This window comes from Rhodanobacter sp. C03 (assembly GCF_002001175.1).
GTDB lineage: Bacteria > Pseudomonadota > Gammaproteobacteria > Xanthomonadales > Rhodanobacteraceae > Rhodanobacter.
The window spans coordinates 127695-151499 of sequence record NZ_MUNT01000005.1 but is presented as its reverse complement, the minus strand read 5'-3'; the positions used below and the strand labels follow the sequence as shown (position 1 = coordinate 151499).

Annotated in this window: 26 protein-coding genes and 1 tRNA gene; 16 read left to right on the top strand and 11 right to left on the bottom strand. The window is 63.5% G+C overall.

What is annotated here, in order from left to right; genetic code table 11:
* Positions 1-38 precede the first annotated feature (38 nt).
* Both yeiP and B0E48_RS07465 read right to left on the bottom strand, forming a co-directional pair.
* Entirely contained in the window at positions 39-602 is a 564-nt protein-coding gene (gene yeiP, locus B0E48_RS07470; protein WP_077517459.1) for an elongation factor P-like protein YeiP, read from the bottom strand.
* A 39-nt stretch (positions 603-641) separates the two neighbouring features.
* Positions 642-1409, bottom strand: a complete 768-nt coding sequence (locus tag B0E48_RS07465) for an SDR family NAD(P)-dependent oxidoreductase (protein ID WP_077517457.1) — start codon at positions 1407-1409, stop codon at positions 642-644.
* A gap of 250 nt (positions 1410-1659) precedes the next feature.
* Between B0E48_RS07465 and B0E48_RS07460 the strand changes: the two genes are divergently transcribed.
* Together B0E48_RS07460 and B0E48_RS07455 are read left to right on the top strand one after the other, a co-directional pair.
* Positions 1660-1986, top strand: coding sequence for an RcnB family protein (locus B0E48_RS07460; RefSeq protein WP_077517455.1), 327 nt, complete (start codon positions 1660-1662; stop codon positions 1984-1986).
* Positions 1987-2265: 279 nt separating this feature from the next.
* Positions 2266-2622, top strand: a complete 357-nt coding sequence (locus B0E48_RS07455; protein ID WP_077517453.1) for an RcnB family protein — start codon at positions 2266-2268, stop codon at positions 2620-2622.
* A 77-nt stretch (positions 2623-2699) separates the two neighbouring features.
* On the opposite strand, the gene B0E48_RS07450 is transcribed toward B0E48_RS07455, so the two are convergent.
* The 7 genes from B0E48_RS07450 to B0E48_RS07420 form a co-directional block, all read right to left on the bottom strand.
* Positions 2700-3263 carry a GNAT family N-acetyltransferase gene (locus B0E48_RS07450; RefSeq protein ID WP_077517451.1) on the bottom strand — a complete coding sequence of 188 codons (564 nt, stop codon included), beginning with the start codon at positions 3261-3263 and terminating at the stop codon, positions 2700-2702.
* A gap of 5 nt (positions 3264-3268) precedes the next feature.
* Positions 3269-3874 (bottom strand): YdeI/OmpD-associated family protein, encoded by a 606-nt coding sequence (locus B0E48_RS07445; protein ID WP_077517449.1) that lies wholly within the window; start codon positions 3872-3874, stop codon positions 3269-3271.
* Between the two features lie 7 nt (positions 3875-3881).
* Positions 3882-4370: a GNAT family N-acetyltransferase gene (locus tag B0E48_RS07440; protein WP_077517447.1), complete on the bottom strand. Its 489-nt coding sequence runs from the start codon at positions 4368-4370 to the stop codon at positions 3882-3884.
* On the bottom strand, positions 4367-5686 hold the full coding sequence (locus B0E48_RS07435; RefSeq protein WP_077517445.1) for an amidohydrolase family protein: 1320 nt from the start codon (positions 5684-5686) through the stop codon (positions 4367-4369). The genes B0E48_RS07440 and B0E48_RS07435 overlap by 4 nt, the downstream gene beginning before the upstream one ends.
* Positions 5687-5747: 61 nt before the next feature.
* Positions 5748-6650, bottom strand: coding sequence for a hydroxymethylglutaryl-CoA lyase (locus B0E48_RS07430; RefSeq protein WP_077517444.1), 903 nt, complete (start codon positions 6648-6650; stop codon positions 5748-5750).
* Between the two features lie 12 nt (positions 6651-6662).
* Positions 6663-8651: a biotin carboxylase N-terminal domain-containing protein gene (locus B0E48_RS07425; RefSeq protein WP_077517442.1), complete on the bottom strand. Its 1989-nt coding sequence runs from the start codon at positions 8649-8651 to the stop codon at positions 6663-6665.
* Positions 8652-8787: 136 nt separating this feature from the next.
* The gene (locus tag B0E48_RS07420; protein ID WP_077517440.1) at positions 8788-9582 is read right to left on the bottom strand and encodes an enoyl-CoA hydratase/isomerase family protein; all 795 of its coding nucleotides are present in this window, start codon (positions 9580-9582) and stop codon (positions 8788-8790) included.
* 117 nt (positions 9583-9699) lie between these two features.
* On the opposite strand from B0E48_RS07420, the gene B0E48_RS07415 reads away from it, so the two are divergent.
* Genes B0E48_RS07415 through B0E48_RS07405 form a run of 3 tightly spaced genes read left to right on the top strand, consistent with a single transcriptional unit; the run spans position 9700 to position 12079 of the window.
* Positions 9700-9945, top strand: coding sequence for a FeoA family protein (locus B0E48_RS07415; RefSeq protein WP_077517665.1), 246 nt, complete (start codon positions 9700-9702; stop codon positions 9943-9945).
* Entirely contained in the window at positions 9942-11780 is a 1839-nt protein-coding gene (locus B0E48_RS07410; RefSeq protein ID WP_077517438.1) for a ferrous iron transporter B, read from the top strand. Before B0E48_RS07415 ends, B0E48_RS07410 begins: the two co-directional genes overlap by 4 nt.
* Positions 11777-12079: a DUF6587 family protein gene (locus B0E48_RS07405; RefSeq protein WP_077517436.1), complete on the top strand. Its 303-nt coding sequence runs from the start codon at positions 11777-11779 to the stop codon at positions 12077-12079. Before B0E48_RS07410 ends, B0E48_RS07405 begins: the two co-directional genes overlap by 4 nt.
* Before the next feature lie 101 nt (positions 12080-12180).
* Here the strand turns inward: B0E48_RS07405 and B0E48_RS07400 are convergent, their stop codons facing one another.
* The gene (locus tag B0E48_RS07400) at positions 12181-13071 is read right to left on the bottom strand and encodes a sel1 repeat family protein (RefSeq protein ID WP_077517434.1); all 891 of its coding nucleotides are present in this window, start codon (positions 13069-13071) and stop codon (positions 12181-12183) included.
* Between the two features lie 320 nt (positions 13072-13391).
* On the bottom strand, positions 13392-13655 hold the full coding sequence (gene rpsT / locus B0E48_RS07395) for a 30S ribosomal protein S20 (protein WP_072760571.1): 264 nt from the start codon (positions 13653-13655) through the stop codon (positions 13392-13394).
* A gap of 475 nt (positions 13656-14130) precedes the next feature.
* On the opposite strand from rpsT, the gene B0E48_RS07390 reads away from it, so the two are divergent.
* From B0E48_RS07390 to B0E48_RS07345, 11 genes are all read left to right on the top strand, one after another.
* On the top strand, positions 14131-15084 hold the full coding sequence (locus tag B0E48_RS07390; protein ID WP_077517432.1) for a bifunctional riboflavin kinase/FAD synthetase: 954 nt from the start codon (positions 14131-14133) through the stop codon (positions 15082-15084).
* Positions 15085-15168: 84 nt separating this feature from the next.
* A complete protein-coding gene (locus B0E48_RS07385) occupies positions 15169-15399 on the top strand; it encodes an AbrB/MazE/SpoVT family DNA-binding domain-containing protein (protein WP_077517430.1) in 231 nt (76 codons plus the stop codon).
* Positions 15380-15799, top strand: coding sequence for a PIN domain-containing protein (locus B0E48_RS07380; RefSeq protein WP_217317866.1), 420 nt, complete (start codon positions 15380-15382; stop codon positions 15797-15799). Before B0E48_RS07385 ends, B0E48_RS07380 begins: the two co-directional genes overlap by 20 nt.
* Before the next feature lie 101 nt (positions 15800-15900).
* Positions 15901-18777 (top strand): isoleucine--tRNA ligase, encoded by a 2877-nt coding sequence (gene ileS / locus B0E48_RS07375; RefSeq protein ID WP_077517428.1) that lies wholly within the window; start codon positions 15901-15903, stop codon positions 18775-18777.
* A gap of 137 nt (positions 18778-18914) precedes the next feature.
* A complete protein-coding gene (gene lspA / locus B0E48_RS07370; RefSeq protein ID WP_077517426.1) occupies positions 18915-19415 on the top strand; it encodes a signal peptidase II in 501 nt (166 codons plus the stop codon).
* A 112-nt stretch (positions 19416-19527) separates the two neighbouring features.
* Positions 19528-20490 carry a 4-hydroxy-3-methylbut-2-enyl diphosphate reductase gene (ispH, locus tag B0E48_RS07365; protein ID WP_077517424.1) on the top strand — a complete coding sequence of 321 codons (963 nt, stop codon included), beginning with the start codon at positions 19528-19530 and terminating at the stop codon, positions 20488-20490.
* A gap of 68 nt (positions 20491-20558) precedes the next feature.
* Positions 20559-20634 (top strand) — tRNA-Thr (locus B0E48_RS07360).
* Positions 20635-21086: 452 nt separating this feature from the next.
* A complete protein-coding gene (locus B0E48_RS07355; protein ID WP_077517663.1) occupies positions 21087-21539 on the top strand; it encodes a type IV pilin protein in 453 nt (150 codons plus the stop codon).
* Positions 21536-22123, top strand: coding sequence for a GspH/FimT family pseudopilin (locus B0E48_RS07350; RefSeq protein ID WP_168170316.1), 588 nt, complete (start codon positions 21536-21538; stop codon positions 22121-22123). The genes B0E48_RS07355 and B0E48_RS07350 overlap by 4 nt, the downstream gene beginning before the upstream one ends.
* Positions 22120-22620, top strand: coding sequence for a hypothetical protein (locus B0E48_RS17755; RefSeq protein WP_168170312.1), 501 nt, complete (start codon positions 22120-22122; stop codon positions 22618-22620). Before B0E48_RS07350 ends, B0E48_RS17755 begins: the two co-directional genes overlap by 4 nt.
* Positions 22621-22699: 79 nt before the next feature.
* Positions 22700-23800, top strand: coding sequence for a PilW family protein (locus B0E48_RS07345; RefSeq protein WP_168170311.1), 1101 nt, complete (start codon positions 22700-22702; stop codon positions 23798-23800).
* The last annotated feature ends 5 nt before the right edge of the window (positions 23801-23805 follow it).

The window sequence follows — 23805 nt, the reverse complement described above, 5'->3', positions numbered from 1 at the left end:
TCATCGGACACCGCTCTTCCTGTTTGCTGTGCAGTGAATCAGGCGCGCCCGGCGAACTCACCGGTCAGCGTACTCACCCATACCTTCTCGTCGTTGCTGATGTACTCGGGCACCTGCACTTCGATGCCGGTGTTGAGCTTGGCCGGCTTGTTGCGCTTGGTGGCGCTGGAGCCTTTCATTTCCGGTGCGGTGTCGACCACGGTCAGGATCACGCTGCTGGGCACCTGCAAACCAACGGGCGCCTCGTCGATCACCTGCACGTAATAGCCCTCAATGCCTTCCACGATGTAGCCGGCGTTGTCGCCGACCAGCTCGGGCGAGAGCAGGTACTGGGTGTAATCCTCGGCGTCCATGAACACGAACGCGCCGTCGTCCATGTAGGAGAAGTTCGCGGCACGACGGACCAGATCCATTTCGCGCAACTCGTCATCGGCGCGCAGGCTCAAGTCGAACTTGCGTCCGCCGGGGATCGAATACAGGGTGAAGCGGAACGTGACGTTGCCGCCACGCGCGCTGGGCGAGCTGCGCTCGATGTCGCGCACCTGGTAGACGGTGCCGTCGTGTTCGACCACGTTGCCTTTCTTGACGTCGGAAGCTTTCATGCGATGGATTCGTATGGAGTGAGGTTGGAAACGGGAAGATTACTTGGGCTGCAGCCGCACGGCGCCGTCGAGGCGGATCGTCTCGCCGTTGATATAGCGGTTGCCGAGGATGAAGGCGACGGTCGAGGCGAACTCGTCCGGCTTGCCCAGACGCGACGGGAACGGGATCGAGGCGGACAACGACTCCTGCACCTGTGGCGACATGCTGTCGACCATCGGGGTCCAGAAGATGCCCGGTGCAATCGTCGCCACGCGGATGCCGAAGCGTGCCAGCTCGCGTGCCATCGGCAGAGTCATGCCGACCACGCCTCCCTTGGAGGCGGAGTAGGCGGCCTGGCCGATCTGGCCCTCGTAGGCGGCGACGCTGGCAGTGTTGATGATCACGCCGCGCTCGCCGTCCTCACCAGCCTCGTTGCCCTGCATCAGGGCGGCACCGGCCTTGGCCACATTGAAGCTGCCGACCAGGTTGACCATCACGGTGGTCGCGAAGGTATTCAGCGGCATCGCGCCGTCCTTGCCCAGCACACGACCGGCGCCGAGGATGCCGGCGCAGTTCATCACCACGTTGAGGCCACCCATCGCCTCGCTTGCGGCGGCCACATTCGCGACCACGCCGTCCTCGGAGGTGACGTCGGTGCGGAAGAAGCGTGCGGCATTGCCCAGTTCCTTCGCGGCAGCCTGACCTTTCTCCTCGTTGACGTCGAACAGCGCGACCTTGCCACCGTTCGCGACGAGGTGCTGTGCCACCGCATGGCCGAGACCGGAGGCGCCGCCGGTGATGATTGCCTTGACCTGATTGAGCTGCATGGGGGTCTCTATGGATACCTGAAACATGAATGGTAACCGAGAGGCAGGGCGACCACGAAGGGCTGATGATCAAACGTGAAGGCCGTTCACCGGAATATTCACGCGGCCTTGGTGGTTGAACGGTGATGTTGCAGGCAGGGCAGCGATGCCTCGGGCTCCTCCTGCTCAGGCGACAACGCCAGGCAGTGCGAGAAAGTCCGGAGTAGAACGGTTCCCAAAGCCTTACGCCATCACCGAACGGAGTATCTTTATGAATAAGCAATTGGGTACGTGGTTGATTTGCGGTGCATTGATGATGTCAGCCTCGGCTGTGGTGGTTGCTCAACCCGTGGGTCAGGATCATCAGGACCAGAGCCATCGCAGCATGTCCGATCGCGGCCATAGCGAAGGCTGGTACAAGAAGGGCGGTCACATGCCGACCGAGTATCGCGGCGGCTCTTATGCCGTGACCGACTGGCGCAGCGAGCATCTGCGTGCGCCACCGCGTGGTTATCACTATGTGCGCAGTGACAACGGCGATTTCATCCTGGTCGCCATCACGACCGGTGTCATCGCGAGCATCATCGCGCACCATTGATCCACAGCTGCACTCGCCAGCACGGACGAATGCGAGCGACAGGCCCGCCGCAAGGTGGGCCTGTCGATGTATACGGGCCGCTTGCATCGTGGCGAAGATTTAATTGAACGCAACCGATTCGCAGCGGATCATGTTCATCTGCCATTGAACGTTGCACGGCAATCCTTCACGGCGAGCCATGTGGTTGTGGAGTGGCTTGAAGCGTAAACAGGTGTGTGGATCCACCTGCCATAGCGGCAGGCAGTTCGGCAGAACCTTGCCATCAATCAGGAGAGCGATATGAAGAAACCATTGGGGACGCTCCTTATCTGCGGTGCCGTACTGATGTTCAGTGCGCCGCTGCTGGCGCAGGACTACGGCAACGACCACCGTGATCAAGATCATGGCCACGATCGGGGTCGTGATCATGACCAGTACCACGGCATGCACGATCGCGGTCAGCACGAGGGCTGGTACAAGAGGGGCGGGCGGATGCCAGCCGATTACCGCGGCCGCCAGTACGTCGTGAGCGATTGGCGCCATGAGCGCTTGCGTCCACCGCCGCGTGGCTATCACTGGGTGCGCAGCGACAACGGAGATTTCCTGCTGGTCGCGATCAGCACCGGCATCATCGCGGACCTGCTGCTGCATCATTGAGCGAGTAGTCCGCAGTTGTCTGTTCGCCAAAGCCCCGCCATTATTGGCGGGGCTTTTCTGTATGGCTGCCAAGCATGTCAGGACAGCAGGTTGCGCAGCTTTGGCGAATTCCTTAATTGCGGAAATGGAATGATCGGCGCCGGTGTCGCAGCCGGTGCCTGCAACTCCTTTTGCCACACGCCAACGTCCCACCATTGCCCGAGCTTGTAGCCGCACTGGCGCCATACGCCGGCGGCGGAGAAACCCATCGCCTCGTGCATCGTGACGCTGACGGTACCGGGCAGGGTGATCACGCCGACAGCCTGGTTGATGCCCTGCAGACACATCACGTCCAGCAGCGTGCCATAGAGTCGGCGCGCGATGCCGCGGCGATGCGCATCGTCGCGCACGTAGATCGAGGTTTCGGCAATCCAGTCGTAGGCGGCGCGTTCGCGGAACCGGCCGGCGTAGGCATAAGCGAGCACCTCGCCGGCTTCTTCCCACACCAGCCAGGGGTAATGCTGCAGCCGGGCACGGATGCGCTCGCCCATCGCCGCCACGCCGGGCAGTTCGGTTTCGAACGTGGCCACGCCGTCGGTGATCGAGGGCGCGTAGATCGCGTGGATGGCGGCGGCATCTTCGTCGCGGACGATGCGGATCATGGGTTTCAGCACGCCAGATATTTCCAGTTGCGCGGTTTGCCTTCGGCCAGCCATTCCAGCGTGGTGGCGATGCGCTTCTGGCGCGTGGCGTCGGTCTTCGCCTCGCCGATCCAGTCGACGTATTCGCGTTGCGCGCTGGGGCTGAAGTCTGCGTAGGTCTTGCGCGCGGCCGCATGCTTCTTCAGTGCGAGCAGGGTAGCGAGATCGTCCGGCAAGGTCGGCGCGGGTTTTGCGGCGGCTTTCGGGCGCACCAGTTTCACGCCGGCTTCGTTCAACGCCATCGCTTTCTTGATGTAAGTAGTGAGTTCCTTTTTGGACGGCAGATCCTTCAGCGTAGTGAGCTTGCCGAACTGGCCCATGCCGTCATCTTCAGCAGTGCCACCAACGACTTGTCTGGACAGCCAGAAACCGAAGCCGCAGTGCTGCTTGAAGGCAGCCATCATGCACATCGGCGCGCCGTTGTAGCTGAAGAACGGCATGCTCCATTTCATGCTCTCCTCGACCTCGGGGCAGGTGGCATGCACCACGGTGCGGAGGTGTTCGAGGATCGGGCGGGCGAACTCGGCCGATTTGGCGATATAGGCGTCGATGCGCGGGTCGTGATTGCTCATGGCTTGCTCACAGGTCGCGGATGAAGAAACGGTCGCAGCTGAAATGGCCGGTGCCACCCATCGGCGCACACAACGGTGTGAAGCCGCTACGTGCGTACAACGTTTGTGCAGCATCCATGCCGGTCAGCGTTTCCAGATAGCAGCGTCGGAAGCCATGCGTGCGTGCCGCGTCGAGGCAACGTTGCATCATCGCGCTGCCGGCACCAATGCCGCGCGCTTGCGGCAGAAAATACATTTTGCGCAGTTCGCACACGTCCGGCTCGGCGTTTTCCAGCGGCGCGATACCGCCGCCACCGATCACCACGTCGTCGCGCTCGACCACGAAGTAGCGGGATCGTGGCTGTGCATACGCTTCGTACATGGTGTCCACCTCGGCGTCGTGGATCGCGAAGCCGGGGCCGTCGGCACCGAACTCGGGCATCACGCTACGGATGATCGCGGCCATCACTGTGTTGTCGCGCGGCTCGATCGGGCGGATATGGAACGTCTCGTTCATGGCGTGGCTGCGGGGTTGCGGTAGGAGATGCCGTCCTTCATCACGAAGACGGGATGCGCGAGGTCATCGATCTGCGTGGTGGGATCGCCGGTGAACGCAGCGAGGTCGGCATCCAGGCCCGGTGCGATGCGGCCGAAATGCTGCGACTGGCGCAGGATCTTCGCGGCCACGTCGGTGGCTGCATGCAGTGCCTGCGCCGGCGTCATGCCAGCGACGACCATCGCGGCCGGCTCGCGCCAGTTCTCGCCATGTGCGAACACGCCGACGTCGCTGCCGTTGCCGATTGTCACGCCGAGCTTCAACGCCGTGCGGAACGCGCGTTCGGCGTCGCGCATGCGTGCCGTCGGCTCGCTCTTGCCCGGCACGTAATGCTCGAAATATTCGGCGGTGGACTCGACCGCAGTAAGCGTCGGCTCATAGGCGGTGCCGTGCTGCTTGAGCAACTTGAAGGTCGCTTCGCTGGCGCCGTAGCCGTGCTCCACGCTGTCCACGCCGGCTTCGACCGCCATGCGCACACCGGCGTCGCTGGCTGCATGCACGGCGACCGGACGGCCGATCTGGTGCGCGGTGTCGACCAGCGCTTTCAGTTCCGTCGACGTGAAGGTAGGCGCGGTGCTGCCGTCGGGCCCGACGCGATAGTCGCCGTAGATCTTGATCCAGTCGGCGCCGCGCGCGGCCTGTTCGCGCACCGCCGCCATCGCGGCATCGACACCGCTGACTTCCTGCGCGCCACCGGGCAGATCGAGATCCGGACGGAAACCGCGCGGGCCCGGACCATAACTGGCGGTGGCGACGATCGCCCGGGTCGCCACGAACAGTCGTGGGCCGGGAATCAGTCCTTCGGTGATCGCACGCTTCACCGACACGTCGGCATAGCCGGCACCCTCGGTGCCCAGGTCGCGCAAGGTGGTGAAGCCGGCCAGCAAGGTGGATTTCGCGTGCGCGGCGGCTTCCAGTGTGCGGTAGTCCTGCGGCTCGGTCAGCACCTGATCGTTCCACAACGTCTCGTTGTATGGATGCAGGAACAGATGTGAGTGCAGGTCGATCAGGCCTGGCGTGAGCGTGGCACCGGGCAGCTCGACGCGCTGTGTGCCGGCGGGCGCGTGCACCGAGGTGACGGGACCTGCGGCTGCAATCACGCCGTCGTGCACCAATACCGCCCAGCCACGATGCGCGGCATCGCCATCGCCGGTCCACACGCGTTCGGGCAGCAGCAGCCAGTCGCCTTTCGGCGTGGCGGCCAGCGTGGGCAGCGCACACAGCATGAGGAGCAGCACGGCTGCATGCCGCCACCAAGTCGTCAGGTTCGCACGCATCGCTTCACCCCGTCGGTCGAAACCCGATGATAGCGACCGCGTGCGGGTTTCGGCGAGACGCTCAGACCGCTGCGGTGCGCGCGCGGGTGACCCGGCTGGCGGTGTCCTTGTGCAGCTGTCCGGCCAGCCACGCGCCGGTGGCGACCAGCAGGTCGAGATCAATGCCGGTGCTCATGCCCATGCCATGCAGCATGTAGACCACGTCCTCGCTGGCGACGTTGCCGGTGGCGCCCTTGGCGTATGGGCAGCCGCCGGTGCCGGAGACCGAGCTGTCGACCACGCGCGCGCCTTCTTCCAGGCAGGCGAGGATATTCGCCAGCGCCTGGCCGTAGGTATCGTGAAAGTGCACCGCGAGTGCGCTGATCGGTACTTCCTGCGCGACCGCATGCAGCATCGCGCGCGCCTTCGCCGGCGTGCCGACGCCGATGGTGTCGCCCAGTGAAATTTCATAGCAGCCCAGTTCGTACAGGCGTCTGGCGACACGTACCACGTCACTGACCGGTACCTCGCCCTGATACGGACAGCCGAGCACGGTGGAGACATAGCCACGCACCTTGACCTCGTCGGCCTGTGCCTGCTCGATCACCGGGATGAAGCGCTCGATCGATTCGTCGATCGAGGCATTGGTGTTCTTGCGGCTGAAGGCTTCCGAGGCGGCGGTGAACACCGCGATCTCGGTGGCGCCGACTTCGCGCGCACGCTGGTAACCCTGCAGGTTCGGCACCAGCACCGGGTAACTCACGCCGGGCAGCTTGCGGATGCCAGTGAAGACTTCGGCGGCGTCGGCCAGCTGTGGCACCCACTTCGGGCTGACGAAGCTGGTCGCTTCGATGGTAGTGAGGCCGGTGGAGGAGAGCCGATCGATCAGTGCGATCTTCACATCAGCCGGCAGCAGCGTCTTCTCGTTCTGCAGGCCGTCGCGGGCGCCGACTTCGACGATGCGGACGTGGTTGGATACGGTCATCTTGTGCTCCGGTCAGTCGGCGAAACGTACCAGCACGGCGTCTGCTTCGACGAATTCGCCCTGCGTGGCGTTCACGCTTTCGATGGTGCCGGCGCGTGGCGCCTTCAAGGCCAGTTCCATCTTCATCGCTTCCATCACCAGCAGTTCCTGGCCTTGCTCGACGACATCGCCCGCCTTGCTCTTGACCAGCACGATGCGGCCGGGCATCGGCGCGATGATCTGGTTGCCGCCGGCAGCGTCCTTCGATTCCCACGCGAACGCGGCGGCTCGGGTGAAGCTGTAGCGCTGGCCATCGGCATCATGCAGCAGTACGTGCGCGGCGTCGGTGCGCAGCGGCACGCGTAGCGATTCACCGTCGAAGCGAGCACTCAGGTGGTCATCGAGCAGGCGTGCGCCGCGTACCTCGCAAGCAGCCTCGCCATGGTGCAGCTGATAGCTACCGTCATGGCCGTGTGCTTCGATGTCGTAACGCTGCTCGCGCAGGGTCAACGCGATGATTCGCTTGCCGGCATGGCCGATGCGCCAGGCGTCGGCGTGCGCCCACGGTGAATGCGGATCGGCCGTGGCGGTGTTGATGCTGAGTTCGTCATGGAGCAGGGCGGCGGTAGCGGCGGCGAACAGCACCTGGTTCGTCGGCACCATCTCGCCGACCAGAAACTCTTCCAGGTGGCGATCCAGATAGCCGGTGTCGATGCGGCCTTCGACCACGGCTGGGTGGCGGGCGAGTCGCTCGAGAAAACCGATATTCGATTTCGGCCCGATGATCTCGCTGGCGGCCAGCGCTTCGCGTAGCCGCTGCAAGGCCTGCTCGCGGGTGGCATCAAACACGATCAGCTTGGCGATCATCGGGTCGTAGAAGATCGTCACCGTATCGCCTTCGACCACGCCGCCGTCCAGGCGCACGTGCTTCGACGGCGCTGGCAGCCGCAGCATGAGCAGCTTGCCGGAGCCGGGCAGGAAGTTCTGGTCCGGGTCCTCCGCGTACAGGCGCACCTCGATCGCGTGACCATGTGCGTGGACTTGCTCCTGGCGCAGCGGCAGCGGTTGGCCGGCGGCGACACGCAGCTGCCATTCGACCAGATCCAGCCCCAGCGTCAGCTCGGTGACGGGATGCTCGACCTGCAAGCGCGTATTCATCTCCATGAAGAAGAACTCGCCGCTCTGGGCGACGATGAATTCCACCGTGCCGGCGCCCACGTAGTCGACCGCTTTCGCCGCCGCGACGGCCGCTTCGCCCATCGCCTTGCGGCGCGACTCGTCGAGGAATGGCGACGGCGTTTCCTCCAGCACCTTCTGGTAGCGGCGCTGCGCCGAGCACTCGCGCTCGTTGAGATGGATCACGTTGCCGTGGGTATCACCGAAAACCTGGAATTCGATATGCCGCGGATGCTCGACGTAGCGTTCCAGGATCACCCGCGTATCGCCGAACGAGCTGGCGGCTTCGCGCTGTGCGGAGGCGAGTGCGTCGGCAAATTCCGCTGCGCTGCGCACGATGCGCATGCCCTTGCCGCCGCCGCCAGAAGCCGCCTTGATCATCAACGGAAAGCCGGTTTTCGCTGCCTGCTCGGCAAGGAAGCCGGTGTCCTGGTTCTCGCCGTGATAGCCCGGCACCAGCGGTACGGCGTGCTGTTCCATCAGCGCCTTGGCGGCGGCCTTGGAGCCCATCGCGTCGATGCTTTCCGGGCGCGGGCCAATGAACACGATGCCGGCCTGCATACACGTGCGGGCGAAGCCGGTGTTCTCGGAGAGGAAACCGTAACCGGGATGGATCGCCTGTGCGCCGGTCTTTTTTGCCACCTCGAGAATGACGTCGCCGCGCAGGTACGAATCGGCCGGACGCGGACCGCCGATCGGCCATGCCTCGTCGGCCAGCCGCACGTGCTGTGCATCGCGATCGGCTTCCGAATACACCGCGATGGTGTGGATGCCGAGGCGGCGGCAGGTGCGGATCACGCGGCAGGCGATCTCGCCGCGGTTGGCTATCAGTACGCGTTCGAACATGCAGGATTCCCGGAACCGTTCGTGTCGATGCAAATCACCTAAAGCTAGCAGATTGCTCGGAGTGTGCAGGAGCACAACCCTGTGCGCGATGGCTCTTGATGTATCTCGCGAAGGCAATCGCGCACAGGGTGCGCTCCTACGAATGCCCCACCCATGCCGGCGCGCGCTTGTCGAGGAAGGCGCCGAGGCCGTGCTGACCTTCCGTCGAGACGCGCAGGCGCGCGATCAGTTCGGCGTTGGCTTGGTCGATGCGTTCGGCCTGGACGCGGTCGGCACCGCCGATGCGCAAGGCCAGCTGCTTCGCCTCGCGCTGTGCCAGCGGACCGGCCTTGGCCAGCAGGTACAACTGGCGCTCGATCGCTTCGTCCAGTCCGCTTGCCGGCACGACGGCGTGCAGCAGTCCGATCCGCGCGGCGACGTCGGCCTCGAACACCTCGCCGGTGATGAACAGCCGGCGCGCCTCGCGCAGGCCGATCGCGGCGATCACGTACGGTGAGATCACCGCGGGTACCAGTCCCAGCTTTACTTCCGACAGCGCGAACTTGGCGGTGTCGACGCCGATCGCGATATCGCAGCAGGCGACCAGGCCCACGCCGCCACCGTAGGCGGCGCCGTTGACCCGCGCGATGGTCGGCTTGGACAGGAATTGCAGGTTGCGCATCAGGTGCGCCAGACGCAGCGAGTCCTCGCGGTTTTCCTGCTCGCTGGCACGGGCCATGCCGCGCATCCAGTTGAGGTCGGCACCGGCGGAGAAGCAGCTGCCGTTGCCGCTCAGCACCACCGCACGCACGGCCGGATCGGCGTCAGCCTGTGCCAGCGCCTCGGTGAGTGCGGCGATCAGCGTGTCGTCGAACGCGTTGTGGATCTGCGGGCGGTTCAGGGTGAGCCAGGCAACCGCGCCACGGCGCTCGTTCAGGATGGAATCGGTCATCGGTCGTCCCCGCAAAGAACGCCATGATAGATGCTGCCATCAGCGGGAAGTTCGACCAGATGCAGTAATGCGACCAAAGGGTTACAATGCGAACAATTCTTATTTGTGAAACCGCCCGTGCGTTTGTCCGAATTGCCCAAAGGTGCTCCCGCCGTGGTCGACCGCGTGCACGATGCGCATGCGGCGGATCCGATTGCGCAGCGTTTGCGTGACCTGGGTTTCGTCGACGGCGAGCCGGTGCGGGTGGTGGCGATCGGGCCGATGGGCGGCGATCCGGTGCTGATCCAGATCGGCTACACCCGTTTTGCCTTGCGCCGTGCCGAGGCAGCCCGGGTCAGCGTACGCAGCGAGGTGGCGGCATGAGTGCCTCGACATTGCGGATCGCCCTGGTCGGCAACCCGAACTGCGGCAAGACTGCGCTGTTCAACCAGCTCACCGGTGGCCGGCAGAAGGTGGCGAACTATGCCGGTGTCACCGTCGAGCGCAAAGAGGGCCGCTTCACCGCGCCTTCCGGTCGGGTGCTGCAGATACTCGATTTGCCGGGTACCTACAGCTTCGAGGCAAACAGCCCGGACGAGCAGATCACCCGCGACGTCTGCGCCGGCAACTACCCGGGCGAGGCGGCGCCGGATCTGATCATCTGCGTGGCCGACGCCACAAACCTGCGCCTGCACCTGCGTTTCGTGCTGGAGGTGAAACGCCTCGGTCGCCCGGTGGTGCTGGCGTTGAACATGATGGACACGGCGCGCCAGCGTGGCATCGTCATCGACGTGCCTGAGCTGCAGCGCCGGCTCGGCCTGCCGGTGGTGGAAACCATTGCGGTGAAGCGTGGTGGTGCGAAGGCGCTGATCGAACGGGTTGACGGCGAAGTACCTGCCGCGGCGCCGGCACAGCCGGACGATGCGGCCAGCCGCGCCGATCTGCATGCACAGGTGCGCGACATCCTGACCGCGACGGTGACCATGCCACGCACCACCGCGGCGCTCGACGATGCGCTCGATCGGTGGGCGTTGCACCCGGTATTCGGGCTGCTGATTCTCGCCGTGGTGATGTTCCTGGTGTTCCAGGCGGTGTATGCCGCGGGCAAGCCGATGAGCGACCTGATCGGGGGAGGTTTCGGCTGGCTGGGTGAACACGTTGCCGCGCTGATGCCGGCCGGGCCGCTGCAGAGTCTGGTCACCAATGGCCTGTTCGGCGGCATCGGCACCGTGCTCGGTTTCCTGCCGGTGATCCTGGTGCTGTTCTTCTTCATCCTGGTGCTGGAGGAATCCGGTTACCTGCCGCGTGCGGCATTCCTGCTCGATCGCCTGATGCTGTCGGTGGGGCTGACCGGACGCTCGTTCATTCCGCTGCTGTCGAGTTTCGCCTGCGCGATCCCCGGCATCATGGGCACACGCAGCATCCAGGATCCGCGCGACCGTCTGGCGACGATCCTGATCGCGCCGCTGATGACCTGCTCGGCGCGCCTGCCGGTGTATGCCTTGCTGATCGGCGCCTTCATTCCGATCCGCTATGTGTTTGGTGTGTTCAACCTGCAGGGCATCGTGCTGTTCTCGCTGTACCTGGTGGGCATCCTCGGCGCGATGGCGGTGGGCTGGGTGATGAAGCGCATCCGTCGCGACAAGAGCGAGCATGCCTTGCTGATGGAGCTGCCGTCGTACCGGATGCCGAAGCTGCGCGACGTGGTGATCGGCTTGTACGAGCGCGGCGCGATCTTCCTGAAGCGCCTGACCGGCGTGATTTTGGGGCTGACCGTGCTGATGTGGTTCATCTCCACCTTCCCGTCGCCGCCGGCAGGCGCGACCGGGCCGGCGATCAATTACAGCTTTGCCGGCTATATCGGGCGTGGCTTGCAATACATCTTTGCGCCGATCGGCTTCAACTGGCAGATCAGCCTGGCGCTGATTCCCGCATTCGCTGCGCGCGAGACGGCGGTGGCGGCGCTGGCTACCGTGTATCTGGTCGGCGGTGAGGCGAGCGGTGGTCTGGGCCATGCGCTGGCTGGCCAGATCTCGCTGGCCAGCGCGCTGTCCCTGCTGGTGTGGTTCGCGTATGCGCCGCAATGCATGTCGACGCTGGCAGTGATCCGCCGCGAGACCAATTCCTGGCGCAACGTGACGATCTCGTTCGGCTACATGTTCGGCATGGCCTACGCCGCGTCGTTCATCGTCTACCAGGTGGCGAGGATGCTGACATGAGCACGAGCCTGCTGGTGCAATACGCGGTGATCGGCCTGGTCGTGCTGGCCAGTGCGCTGATCGTGTTGCGCAAGCTGGCGCCTAGTCTCACCAACCGCTGGCTGGCGGCGGCTTCGATTCATTTCAGCCGTTCCGGCCGTACCGCATGGGTGCGCGCTTTCGGGCAACGCCTGCAGCCGAAGCAGGCCACCGGCAATTGCAGCGACGGCTGCAGCACCTGCGGTGCTTGTGGGCCGAAGCCGCCAGCGGCGGCGCAGACGGGAGCGATGCCGCTGGAGTTCCGTTCGCGCGCCAAGTAAAGACAGTGTCGCGTTGACCGCCGATGCGTGCATTCCACCGTTTGACGGAATGCATGAGTGTACTTTCGACACATGCACGCATGCCCTGCGCAGGGTCACCTTCAACGGTTGGAATTGCCCGTCGACTGAGCGCTGCCTGAAGTAGCAGGTCTTTCCACGTCGCTCTTCCTGACCTGGACCAAAGGCTCGACCGTGATCGTCCCGGTTGAGCCGGGTTGCCACTTGAATTTCGGGTCATATGGGTTGTTGCTTGCACGCAGCTGCTGATACGCGATCGCGCCGTCCGTTTGATGGGTCCCTGCCACTTCAGACGCTGAGGTCTCGATGTGACCGCCATCGTGGAAATCATAGTTTGCGGCCCGCATGTGGGTTGGATCACCCGCGACGGCGCCGACCTGCATGGGGCTGGCGGCCGACCCCACGCGTGAGCCGGTGGCGGCGGCGCGAACTGCGGTCCAGCGTGTCTCGGCGCGGACCAGCGCAACCTTGTCGCCGTACGTCGGCAACAGCTGGTCCATGATCACATTGGCCTGGTTGAACTGCGCATCGCTCAGGTGCGCATTGATCAGGTCGCGCGCCTTGACGTATTGCGGATCGTTGCGTTCGGCGGCCAGGGCCATCCATGCCAGGGCGCGCGGCAGATCCACCGGGGCGCCCTGACCACTCAGATACATCACGCCCAGGTTGTATTCGGCCGGTTTGTAGGCCCACGAGGCGGCGACCTTGTACATGGCGATGGCGTGCGCATAGTCCTTGTGTCCGGCGGCCTGCGCGCCGAGGTCGAAATAATATTCGCCGGGCCGACCATCGGCTTCCGGGGTATTGAAGGCGGACGACTGCACCTGGCCGATGTCGGCGTCTGAATCGTAGAGTGGCGCTACATGACTGGTATCGGCGGCCGCTGCGCGGTCCTGCGCCTTTCCGGTTCCGGGAAGGGCAAGTGCAGCGATGGAGAGAAGAAAAAGGGGCGCGACGGACAAGCTAGCGGTCATGGCAATCACTCCCTAATTGATGCACTGGCTTTCCAGTCGAAACCTATGCCATTACCGAATGGTTGCGCAATCAGATGCCACAAGCGACCTGGTAGTAGCTCGGTGGCACTGGCGTGCTTTGGCCTAGTTGCCAGGAGCAGAACTGCCAACCCTTTGGTCGCATGTGAGCCCAGTCAGACTGGCTTGCATGCAGGATTGACGCGCGGGCCAGAATGGCATTTCAAACCACGAAAAGGCCCGGTTGTGCCGGCGGCATTTTCCGCGCACGAAAAAGCCGGCTTGCGCCGGCTTGTTCATTGCAACTCGAATCGCGCCCCGGCTTACGCCAGTTCGCGGATCTTCGCGTTGAGGCGGCTCTTGTGACGGGCAGCCTTGTTCTTGTGGATCAGGCCGCGGGCGGCGTAACGATCCATCACCGGCTGGGCGACGGTGAACGCGGCGATGGCGCCGGCCTTGTCCTTGGCCTCGATGGCCTTGACGACCTTTTTCAGGGCGGTGCGGACCATGGAGCGGGCGCTGATGTTGCGCAGGCGGCGCTGTTCGGACTGGCGCGCGCGCTTCTTCGCGGACTTGATGTTGGCCAAGGTAGAACTCCGGAATGCAGGGTTGAGGTTGGAAAAAGACGCCAATTATGCGGTCGATTTGCCGCTGCGTCAATCATTTAGGCGACGGCGGGCGGTCTGGGCCTGGTGCGCCGTTGATCAGGGCAATCATGACGCGCGCATTTTGACACATTCGGGCGCTCATCCGGCCGGTGGCTGCGGCCAATGCACGTGCTCCGCCGAACCCTGGCGGGTATGCAAGCTTCCGGATCTTGAAGGTAGGGCATTGCCCAGGTGGAGGGTTTGCACGCGGTCCGGTCTCTGTCCACATTTAATAAGTAGCTATTAATAAGTAGCTATCGATCCTGTAAGTAACTATCGATCCTGCGCGGATGCGTTGTTTTCCAGCAGCCTTCGCCTGGGCGGCCTGTGGGTCGCCTGATGTCAGAGGTGTGATGTCGCCCAGCCGTCGCTCGTACGCTCCCGACGCGACGGTGGCGCCCGTTATACTCACGTCATGATGAGACTTTCCAGGGATGTCACGGGCCCTTGCCTGGCGCCGCGCGGCAGCGTGATTGCGGTCGGTGCGTTCGATGGCCTGCATCGCGGCCATCAGGCGCTGCTGACGCAGGTGCACGAGCGTGCGCAGGCGCTCGACTGCCGCCCGATCGTGGTGAGTTTCGAGCCGCTGCCACGCGCATACTTTTCCACCGAGCCGGTGCCGCGGTTGTCCAGCGTGCGCGAAAAGCTGCGTGGTTTCGCTGCCGCCGGCATGGAGCACACGCTGCTGTTGCGCTTCAACCAGGCGTTGACGGCGATGTCGGCTGAGGACTTTGTGCGGCGCGTGCTGGTCGAGCGACTGGCGGCGCGCGAAGTGTGGGTGGGCGGCGATTTCCGTTTCGGCCATAAGCGCGGCGGCGATGTCCCGATGCTGGAGCGGATGGGCGCGCAGCTCGGCTTTGCCGCCTGCCCGATGCCGCCGGTGCAGCTCGATGGCGCCCGCGTCTCGGCGAGCCGGGTGCGTGCGCTGCTCGCTGCCGGCGAGTTTTCCGGTGCGGAGCCGTTGCTGGGCCGGCCGTTCGTGATCGAGGGCAAGGTGGAGTATGGCAACCAGCTTGGGCGCACCCTCGGCTATCCCACCGCCAATATCCACCTGCAGCAGCGGGTCAGCCCGGTCCAGGGCATCTTTGCGGTGCGCGTGGGACTGGGCGAGGGCGAATGCAGCTGGCCTGGCGTGGCCAGTCTCGGTGTGCGCCCGACAGTGAACCAGGTCGACGAGCCCTTGCTGGAAGTGCATCTGTTCGATTTCGATGGCGACCTTTATGGCCAGCGCATGGCAGTGGAGTTTGTGGCCAAGCTGCGCGACGAGCAGAAGTTCGACGGGCTGAAGACGCTCAAGGCGCAGATGCATATCGATTCCCGCATGGCACGCGAGCTGCTGGGGATGAATCCCCGCCTCGTCGAGGCGTGAGTGCTCGGTGTGTGGTCGTTGACTTCAGCCGGGGCCCTTCGTAGGATATACGTATAGAAATGTATATCCATACGGAGGCGCGCCATGCAGGTTTCCAAGTGGGGCAACAGTCTGGCCATCCGGTTGCCTGCTGCTGTGGTCGAGGCACTCGAGCTGCGTGATGGTGACGACATCGAGGTGCATGTTGCCGGGGCGCGCTCGTTCGAGGTAAAGAAAACCCCTGGCAAGCTGGAGCTGCTGCAGCGACTGCGCAAATTCCGCGGACGACTTCCGGCGGACTTTGTATTCGAACGTGATGCTGCGCATGAGCGCTAAGGTCTTCATCGACAGCAATATTGCCTTGTACCTGCTGTCGTCGGATTCGGCCAAAGCCGACCGGGCTGAAGCGGTGATTGCCGATGGCGGTGTCGTCAGCGTGCAGGTGTTGAACGAGGTGACGAACGTGGCCCGCTGCAAGTTGGGCATGACATGGGCCGAGACCGATGAGGTACTCGCCGGATTGCGCGCGGCATGTGCGGTCGAAGCCTTGACGATACAGACCCACGACACGGGTCGGCGCCTGGCGGAGCGTTATGGATTGTCGGTCTATGACGCGATGATTGCTTCGGCGGCTTTGCTGGCTGGCTGCGGTCGGCTTTATTCGGAGGATATGCAGCACGGATTGCTGATTGATCGACAACTTCGGATATGCAATCCGTTCATTGAGACGCCCTGATCGGCTATTTTGTCTGGCCTTCCTGCTCCCCGCTGCTTCGCTCTGTACGACGTCGCCAAACAACGACGCTACATACGCATAACCTGACGATACACACGCTGATGACCCACGATTACAAGAGCACGATCAACCTGCCGCAGACGGATTTCCCGATGCGCGGCGACCTGCCCAAGCGCGAGCCGGTCTGGCTGGCCGAGTGGGAGCGGATCGACCGCTATGCGCAGATCCAGCAGAAGACCGCCGATCGCGACAACGTCTTCGTGCTGCATGACGGGCCGCCGTATGCGAACGGTTCGATCCACATCGGCCACGCGGTCAACAAGATCCTCAAGGACATCACGGTCAAGTCCAAGCTGCTGGCCGGCCATCGCGCACCTTACGTGCCGGGCTGGGATTGCCACGGCCTGCCGATCGAGATCGCGGTCGAGAAGAAGTTCGGCAAGCCGGGCGACAAGCTCGATGCTGCTGCGTTCCGGCAGAAGTGCCGCGAATACGCGGCCGAGCAGGTCGATACCCAGCGCACCGACTTCAAACGGTTGGGCGTGCTCGGTGACTGGCAGCGGCCGTACCGCACGATGGACTTCAAGTACGAGGCCGACATGCTGCGCGCGCTGGCGCGCATCGTGTCGAACGGTCACGTGGTGCGTGGTGCCAAGCCGGTGTACTGGTGCTTCGACTGCGGCTCGGCGCTGGCCGAAGCGGAAATCGAGTACGGCGACAAGGTCTCGCCGGCAGTGGACGTGGCTTACGACGCGGTCGATGCGAAAGCACTGGCGGCGAAGTTCGGTATGGATGCGGTCGATGCGATCGTCGCCATCCCGATCTGGACCACCACGCCGTGGACGCTGCCGGAAAGCCAGGCGGTATCGCTGGGTGCCGGGCTTGAATACGCGCTGATCGAAGGGCCGTCGCGCGATGGCAAGCGCGTGCTGCTGGTGATCGCCAGTGCGCTGGTCGACAAGGTGGCGCAGCGTTATGGCCTGGAGCATGCCGTGGTGCTTGGCCACGTGACCGGCCAGGTGCTGGAAGGTGCCCAACTCCATCATCCGTTCTATCCGCGTCAGGTGCCGGTGATTCTCGGTGAGCACGTCTCGGCCGAAGACGGCACCGGCGCCGTGCATACCTCGCCCGACCACGGCGTCGAGGATTTCGTTGTGGCGCGCGAATACGGCATCGACCTGCTCAACTACATCGAGTCGCGCGGCACTTATCGCGCCGATACCCCTGCGGCCGACGGTCTCGAGCTGGCCGGGATGCATATCTGGAAGGCGAACGACGCGATCGTCGATCTGTTGCGTCGCCGTGGCGTGCTGCTGGCGTTTGCGAAGATCGAGCACAGCTATCCGAACTGCTGGCGCCACAAGACACCGGTGATCTATCGCACCACGCCGCAGTGGTTCATCTCGATGGAACAGGCGGATCTGCGCAAGACCGCGCTGGCCTCGATCAAGGATGTGCGCTGGGTGCCAGGCTGGGGCGAGGAGCGCATCGCCGGCATGGTGGCCGGGCGCCCCGATTGGTGCATCTCGCGTCAGCGCACCTGGGGCGTGCCGATTGCGCTGTTCGTGCACAAGGCGACGCAGGAGCCGCATCCGGATTCCGTCGCGCTGCTGGAGCAGGTCGCGAAGAAAGTGGAGCAGGGCGGCGTCGATGCGTGGTTCACGCTGGATCCGGCCGAGCTGCTTGGCGATCAGGCGGACGACTACGAAAAAGTCACCGACGTGCTGGACGTCTGGTTCGATTCGGGCGTCACCCACTACGCGGTGATCGGCCAGCGACCGGAACTGCAGCAGGGCACGGCCAAGCAATACAAGGTGATGTATCTGGAAGGTTCCGACCAGCATCGCGGCTGGTTCCAGTCGTCCTTGCTGACTTCGTCGGCGATCCACGGTCGCGCGCCTTACAACGATGTGCTCACGCATGGGTTTGCGGTCGATGCGAACGGCCGCAAGATGTCCAAGTCGCTGGGCAACGTGGTTGCGCCGCAGAAGGTGATGGACACGCTCGGCGCCGACATCCTGCGACTGTGGGTGGCCTCGGCCGACTACCGCAACGAGATGACCGTCTCCGACGAGATCCTCAAGCGCGTCTCCGACACATACCGGCGCATCCGCAATACGGCGAAGTTCCTGCTCGGCAATCTGGATGGTTTCGATCCGACCAAACATCTGGTGTCGGTCGAAGACAGCCTGTTGCTGGACCAGTGGGCGATCCAGCAGGCGTATGACGTGCAGCAGGCTGTGTTGGCCGCATACGAGCGTTACGACTTCCCGGAGATCGTGGCGCGCGTGCAGAACTTCTGCACCAACGAGCTGGGCGCGTTGTATCTCGACATCACCAAGGACCGGCTGTACACCATGCCGACCAACAGCCACGGCCGCCGCAGCGCGCAGAGCGCTATGTATCGCATCGCCGAAGCGCTGGTGCGCTGGCTGGCACCGGTGCTGAGCTTCACCGCCGAGGAAATCTGGCAGGCCATGCCTGATACGAGCGGGCCGGACAAGCGCAGCGACAGCGTGCTGTTCGAAACCTGGTACGACGGACTCGCCGCCGCGCAGAATTCGCCTGAGCAACGCCGCTACTGGGCCGACCTGCTGGCGATCCGCGACACTGCCTCGCGCGTGCTCGAAGGCATGCGCAAGGCCGAGCAGATTGGTGCAGCGCTGGAAGCGAAGCTGGCGATCCATGCCGACGTCGCGACGGTGGCGCGTTATGCGCCGGCCGCGGACGAACTGCGCTTCTTCTTCATCACCTCGGAGCTGCGCCTCGATCTGGCCGGTGGCCAGCCGGAGAATGCCGTGCTGACCGAGCTGGAAGGTGCCGATGTGTGGGTGTCGGCCACGGTCAGCGATGCGGCGAAGTGCGTACGTTGCTGGCATCGTCGCGCGGACGTCGGGAGCCATGCCGAGCATCCCGAGCTGTGCGGCCGCTGCGTCAGCAATGTCGAAGGCCCTGGAGAGAATCGCCGCTGGTTCTGATCGGCCCCGTAGGAGCGCACCCTGTGCGCGATGCTTTTGCTCTGATCATCGACAAAGAGCATCGCGCACAGGGTGCCCTCGTACGACGATTCCCTGTCCATCGCTGTTCAAGTCACTTATCTGGTAATCCACGCCTCATGACCACCAAACCCAATGCACTCATCTGGCTGTGGCTGTCCGCCGTGGTCATCGGGCTCGATCAGCTCAGCAAGTGGTGGGCGGTAAGTGCGTTGCAGCCGGAGGGCGTGCCCCATCCGGTGATTCCGGGCTTCCTGAACTGGACGCTGGCGTTCAACCGCGGCGCGGCTTTCAGTTTTCTGGCCGATGGCAGCGGCTGGCAGCGCTGGTTCTTCGTGCTGCTGGCGCTGGTGATCAGCGCGGTGCTGGTGGTGTGGCTGGCGCGTACGCCGAGACGTGACTGGCGCACCGGCATGCCGTTGGCACTGGTCGTCGGCGGAGCAGTCGGCAACCTGATAGATCGCCTGCATGCGACCCAGGTCACCGACTTCATCCATGTGTACTTCCACCAATGGAACTACCCGGTATTCAACCTCGCCGACTGCGGCATCACCGTGGGTGCCGTGCTGTTGGTCGCGTTCGGCTTGTTCGCCGGCAAGCCGGCAGACAGCGTGCGATAATCTGCGGGTTCTCCAATTCCTGTAGGAGCGGCTTCAGCCGCGATCAGGCTCCGGTTGCGGGATTTCGCGGCTGAAGCCGCTCCTACAAAGAATCCAACGCATCCGAGGCAACATGGACATCCTGCTCGCCAATCCCCGTGGTTTCTGCGCTGGCGTCGATCGTGCCATCGCCATCGTCGAGCGTGCGCTGGAGTCGTGGGGTGCACCGATCTACGTGCGGCACGAGGTAGTGCACAACCGCTACGTCGTCGACAAGCTGCGCGCCGATGGTGCGGTATTCGTCGAGGAGCTGCATGAGGTGCCGGATGGCGCCACCGTGATCTTCAGCGCGCATGGCGTGTCGCAGGCGGTGCGCGAGGAAGCCGAACAACGCCACCTCAAGGTGTTCGATGCCACCTGTCCACTGGTCACCAAGGTGCATATGGAAGTGGCACGGCTGGGCCGCATCGGCCGCAGCGTTGTGCTGATCGGCCACGCCGGCCATCCGGAAGTCGAAGGCACCATGGGGCAGTGGAATACAGCCAACACCGGCGAGATCCTGCTGGTGGAATCGCTGGAGTGCGTGGAAACACTCGCGCCGAAATTCCCGCACCTGCTGTCCTATGTCACCCAGACCACGTTGTCGGTGGATGACACCAAGGCGATCATCGAAGCACTGCGCACGAAGTTTCCGGATGTCGAAGGTCCGCGCAAGGACGACATCTGCTACGCCACGCAGAACCGCCAGGATGCGGTGCGTCGGCTCGCCGATGCAGTGGACCTGATGCTGGTGGTCGGCTCGGTCAACAGCTCCAATTCCAACCGTCTGCGCGAGCTGGCCGAGAAGCAGGGCGTGCGCTCGTTCCTGATCGACGGTGCCGAACACATTGAGCGCAGCTGGCTCGACGGCGTCAAGCACATTGGCCTCACCGCCGGTGCCTCTGCTCCCGAAAAGCTGGTGCGCGACGTGATCGCCCGCCTGCAGTCGTGGGGCGCCGGCAACGTGCGCGAGCTGGACGGCGAGCCGGAGAACATCACGTTCGCACTGCCCAAGGAGTTGCGCGTGGTCGGCGGCAATACCGCGGCCAGCTTCTGATTTAGCTGCGCTTGCCGTTCGTCGTGCTTGCGCCATGACCTGCCACAACGTAAAATCCGCGGCTCTTTGCCGGAATAGCTCAGTTGGTAGAGCGGCGCATTCGTAATGCGTAGGTCGTAGGTTCGATTCCTATTTCCGGCACCAGAATTCCAAAGGCCCGCGCAAGCGGGCTTTTGTTTTCCGGGCCCTGATTGATCGGCGTCAGGTTGCGAGCCATCCTCGTGCAGGGCGGCGTTCTCCACCTCGGCAGGCGGAAAACCGATATCGCGCTCGCGGGTGATTGCAGTCACCTTTCAGTCGCTGTGACTGGCCGCTTGTCGGACAAATCCTACCGCTGGTCGGCTGGGGGCTGGTCGGGGCAGGGCAGAAAGGTACAGTGCGCGCAGGGGCGATCAGGGGAAATTTGGTACAAGTCCTGTCACGGCAACGGTTGTTTTGCTGTTCAACGATTGTTCGGGTCAGTATCAATGTGTAGGGAAATTCCTCATTATTGAGCTGTATTCGGGGAATTCGTGCACAAAGCAGGCGCGGATTGCGATCGGTGACAGGGCGGATGTGCGGCGTTTGACGCCACAAGGGGATGATCCATGAAGAAGATGCTTGTACATCGCAAACTGGCGACTGGATTCACGCTGATCGAGTTGATGATCGTGGTTGCCATCGTCGCGATTCTCGCGGCCATCGCCGTTCCCAGCTACATGGACTATGTGACCCGCGGCAAGCTGACTGAAGCCTACAACGGGCTGTCGGCCTACCGGGTCCTCATGGAGCAGTATTACCAGGACAATCGCACCTACAGTAACGGAGGCGTCTGCGGTGTGCCGTCGGCGGCCAGCAACTACAAGTACTTCGCCCTTGCATGCACGATAAACGCCAATGGCGGCTACACCGCAACCATGCAGGGTAATGCGAATGGGGGGGCAACGGTCGCCGCCTTTTCCTTCTCGATCGACGACACCAATGCCCGCACCACACCCACGGTGGCGACCGGATGGGGAACCAATGGAGAAACGTGCTGGGTTGTTCGCAAAGGTGGCGATTGCCAATGAAACTGTCGTCCCAACAGGGCTTCAGCCTGATCGAGTTGATGACCACCATCGTGATCCTCGCGATCCTGGTGGTGCTCGGGTTTCCCAGCTACCAGGCATGGATCCGCAACACCGGTATCCGCAATGCCGCGGAATCCATCCAGAACGGTTTGCGGCAGGCGCGCAACGAAGCCTCTCAGCGCGGTACCACGGTGCGATTCGAACTGAATACGGCAGGTACGGCTGACTGGACGGTCTGTGTACTCCCGTCGACCGCGACGGCTTGTGCCGGCGGTACCACCCTTCAGGTATTCACAGCCAGCGGCGGTGCTTCGGCCGTGCAGATCACGGCCAGCACCGCGGTTGCCGACGCCACCACGCTTGCTACAGCACTTGCCGGCGCATCTACCGCGGCTTCGGGCGTCACGTTCAATGCTTTGGGGCGTCCCACCGCCTATGGCACTACATCGCTCTTGCGCATCGATGCATCCAGCACGATGGCCAACACCAGGCGCCTGGTCACCACGATCTCCCCCGGTGGCATGGTACGGATGTGCGACCCGCTAATCACCTTCAGTGCCACCAGCCCGCAGGGGTGCCAGTGAAAACCGCGCGCATGAAATCTGGCCATGTTTTCGGACGACGCTCACCGTCGGGCTTCGTTCTGCTTGATGCCGTGATTGCCATACTCATTTTCAGCATCGGCATTCTGGGCATGGTGGCTTTGCAGGGTACGGCGGTCAAACTCGCCGGCGATGCGAAACACCGCTCGGATGCCGCGATGCTGGCCGACCAGGTGATCGCACAGATGTGGGGTGACAATCTCGGCGTGGGAAGTACCTTTGCCACCAGATATGCCGGTAGCGGCGGTAGCGGCGGCAGCAACTACACGGCATGGGCCGCCACGCTCGACTGCACTTCCACAACCCCATCAACGGGGTGCTTGCCGGGTGCGGCAGCGAATCCTCCGACTATTGCCATTACACAAACGACTACCCCCCAAGGCGCTCCCATTTTTCTCGCGACCATCACGGTCAACTGGGAAGCCCCCAACGATGCCGGCCCCCATAACTATGTCTCGATCACACAAATTTCGCGTTGAGAGGGGCTCCAGCAGTCGGTGCGGGATTCATCCGCATATCGGGCGGGTGGTGTCACCTGGACGGAGCGGTGGATTCTCCTTGATCGAGCTGATGATCGGCATCCTGATCAGCCTGATCTGCACCCTGGCCATCATGGCGGCATTCGCAGTGTTCGAGGGCCAGAAGCGCACCACCAGCAGCGGCGACGATGCCCAGCAGAACGGCAGTTTTTCTCTGTACGAACTCGAGCGTCAGATCCGCACAGCCGGCTCCGGGCTGGTGCAGGGCAAGAGCTACGGTCTCTGGGGTTGTCCCATCAACGCGGTGACGGCGGGTACGGCGCAGCTCCCCAAGGCCGTGGCCGCTCCTTTCGCTATCTGGCCGGCCACCACGCGGGCGATGCCGGTCCTGATCGCCAAGGGGGGTGTCGATGGCAGCGGCAATGCGTTACCGGATGTGATTGGCGTGGTGAGTGGCAACCCGGCGGGGCGCGTGTTCAAGGCGATCGTCAGCAGCACTCCCGATGCGGTTACGGTGGGGGTCACCAATTCGTACGGCATCTTCGCGGGTGACTACCTGCTGGGCACCCGGACCGATGGCTCGTGCGCGGTCGGTCTGGCGACTAATACACCCACCTCACCGGCGAACAGCATCACCCTGGATGCCAATAACAGCCTCGGCACCGGCATGACGAACGCGACCAATGTCTACGACTTGGGCAATGCTCCGGTGCTCAGTCTTTTCGGCGTCAATACCCTCACCGGCTCGCTGGTGACGTATGACTTGCTGCAGCGTCCGATAAACGGCGCGGCGCCGGGGGCCATTCCGATTGCCGACGGGATTGTGCAGATCAAGGCGCTGTACGGTATCCACGATGGAACCAGCGGCATCGCGGATCAAAACTATATCGATAAATGGGTGCAACCCGTGGGTGTCTGGGCCATCGGCGCACTTACGGCGACCCCGATAGCTGCCAGCAATGCAGTGAACCAGATCCAGGCCGTACGCGTGGCGGTCGTCGCGCAGAGCAGGTTACCGGAACGGATTACGGACTATAAGACGGGGGCGACGAGCCTCACGTTGTTCGGTGACCTCCCGGCAGCATTGCAATACACGATCACTACACAGCCGCAATACCGCTACAAGGTCTACGACACCACCATCCCGGTTCGCAACGCGATGATCAGCAAATGGTTCTGAGCCCA

Coding starts and splice junctions, on each gene's coding strand:
- yeiP (WP_077517459.1), bottom strand. CDS start 602: ATGAAAGCTTCCGACGTCAAGAAAGGCAACGTGGTCGAACACGACGGC.
- B0E48_RS07465 (WP_077517457.1), bottom strand. CDS start 1,409: ATGCAGCTCAATCAGGTCAAGGCAATCATCACCGGCGGCGCCTCCGGT.
- B0E48_RS07460 (WP_077517455.1), top strand. CDS start 1,660: ATGAATAAGCAATTGGGTACGTGGTTGATTTGCGGTGCATTGATGATG.
- B0E48_RS07455 (WP_077517453.1), top strand. CDS start 2,266: ATGAAGAAACCATTGGGGACGCTCCTTATCTGCGGTGCCGTACTGATG.
- B0E48_RS07450 (WP_077517451.1), bottom strand. CDS start 3,263: ATGATCCGCATCGTCCGCGACGAAGATGCCGCCGCCATCCACGCGATC.
- B0E48_RS07445 (WP_077517449.1), bottom strand. CDS start 3,874: ATGAGCAATCACGACCCGCGCATCGACGCCTATATCGCCAAATCGGCC.
- B0E48_RS07440 (WP_077517447.1), bottom strand. CDS start 4,370: ATGAACGAGACGTTCCATATCCGCCCGATCGAGCCGCGCGACAACACA.
- B0E48_RS07435 (WP_077517445.1), bottom strand. CDS start 5,686: ATGCGTGCGAACCTGACGACTTGGTGGCGGCATGCAGCCGTGCTGCTC.
- B0E48_RS07430 (WP_077517444.1), bottom strand. CDS start 6,650: ATGACCGTATCCAACCACGTCCGCATCGTCGAAGTCGGCGCCCGCGAC.
- B0E48_RS07425 (WP_077517442.1), bottom strand. CDS start 8,651: ATGTTCGAACGCGTACTGATAGCCAACCGCGGCGAGATCGCCTGCCGC.
- B0E48_RS07420 (WP_077517440.1), bottom strand. CDS start 9,582: ATGACCGATTCCATCCTGAACGAGCGCCGTGGCGCGGTTGCCTGGCTC.
- B0E48_RS07410 (WP_077517438.1), top strand. CDS start 9,942: ATGAGTGCCTCGACATTGCGGATCGCCCTGGTCGGCAACCCGAACTGC.
- B0E48_RS07405 (WP_077517436.1), top strand. CDS start 11,777: ATGAGCACGAGCCTGCTGGTGCAATACGCGGTGATCGGCCTGGTCGTG.
- B0E48_RS07400 (WP_077517434.1), bottom strand. CDS start 13,071: ATGACCGCTAGCTTGTCCGTCGCGCCCCTTTTTCTTCTCTCCATCGCT.
- B0E48_RS07390 (WP_077517432.1), top strand. CDS start 14,131: ATGATGAGACTTTCCAGGGATGTCACGGGCCCTTGCCTGGCGCCGCGC.
- B0E48_RS07385 (WP_077517430.1), top strand. CDS start 15,169: ATGCAGGTTTCCAAGTGGGGCAACAGTCTGGCCATCCGGTTGCCTGCT.
- B0E48_RS07380 (WP_217317866.1), top strand. CDS start 15,380: ATGCTGCGCATGAGCGCTAAGGTCTTCATCGACAGCAATATTGCCTTG.
- ileS (WP_077517428.1), top strand. CDS start 15,901: ATGACCCACGATTACAAGAGCACGATCAACCTGCCGCAGACGGATTTC.
- lspA (WP_077517426.1), top strand. CDS start 18,915: ATGACCACCAAACCCAATGCACTCATCTGGCTGTGGCTGTCCGCCGTG.
- ispH (WP_077517424.1), top strand. CDS start 19,528: ATGGACATCCTGCTCGCCAATCCCCGTGGTTTCTGCGCTGGCGTCGAT.
- B0E48_RS07355 (WP_077517663.1), top strand. CDS start 21,087: ATGCTTGTACATCGCAAACTGGCGACTGGATTCACGCTGATCGAGTTG.
- B0E48_RS07350 (WP_168170316.1), top strand. CDS start 21,536: ATGAAACTGTCGTCCCAACAGGGCTTCAGCCTGATCGAGTTGATGACC.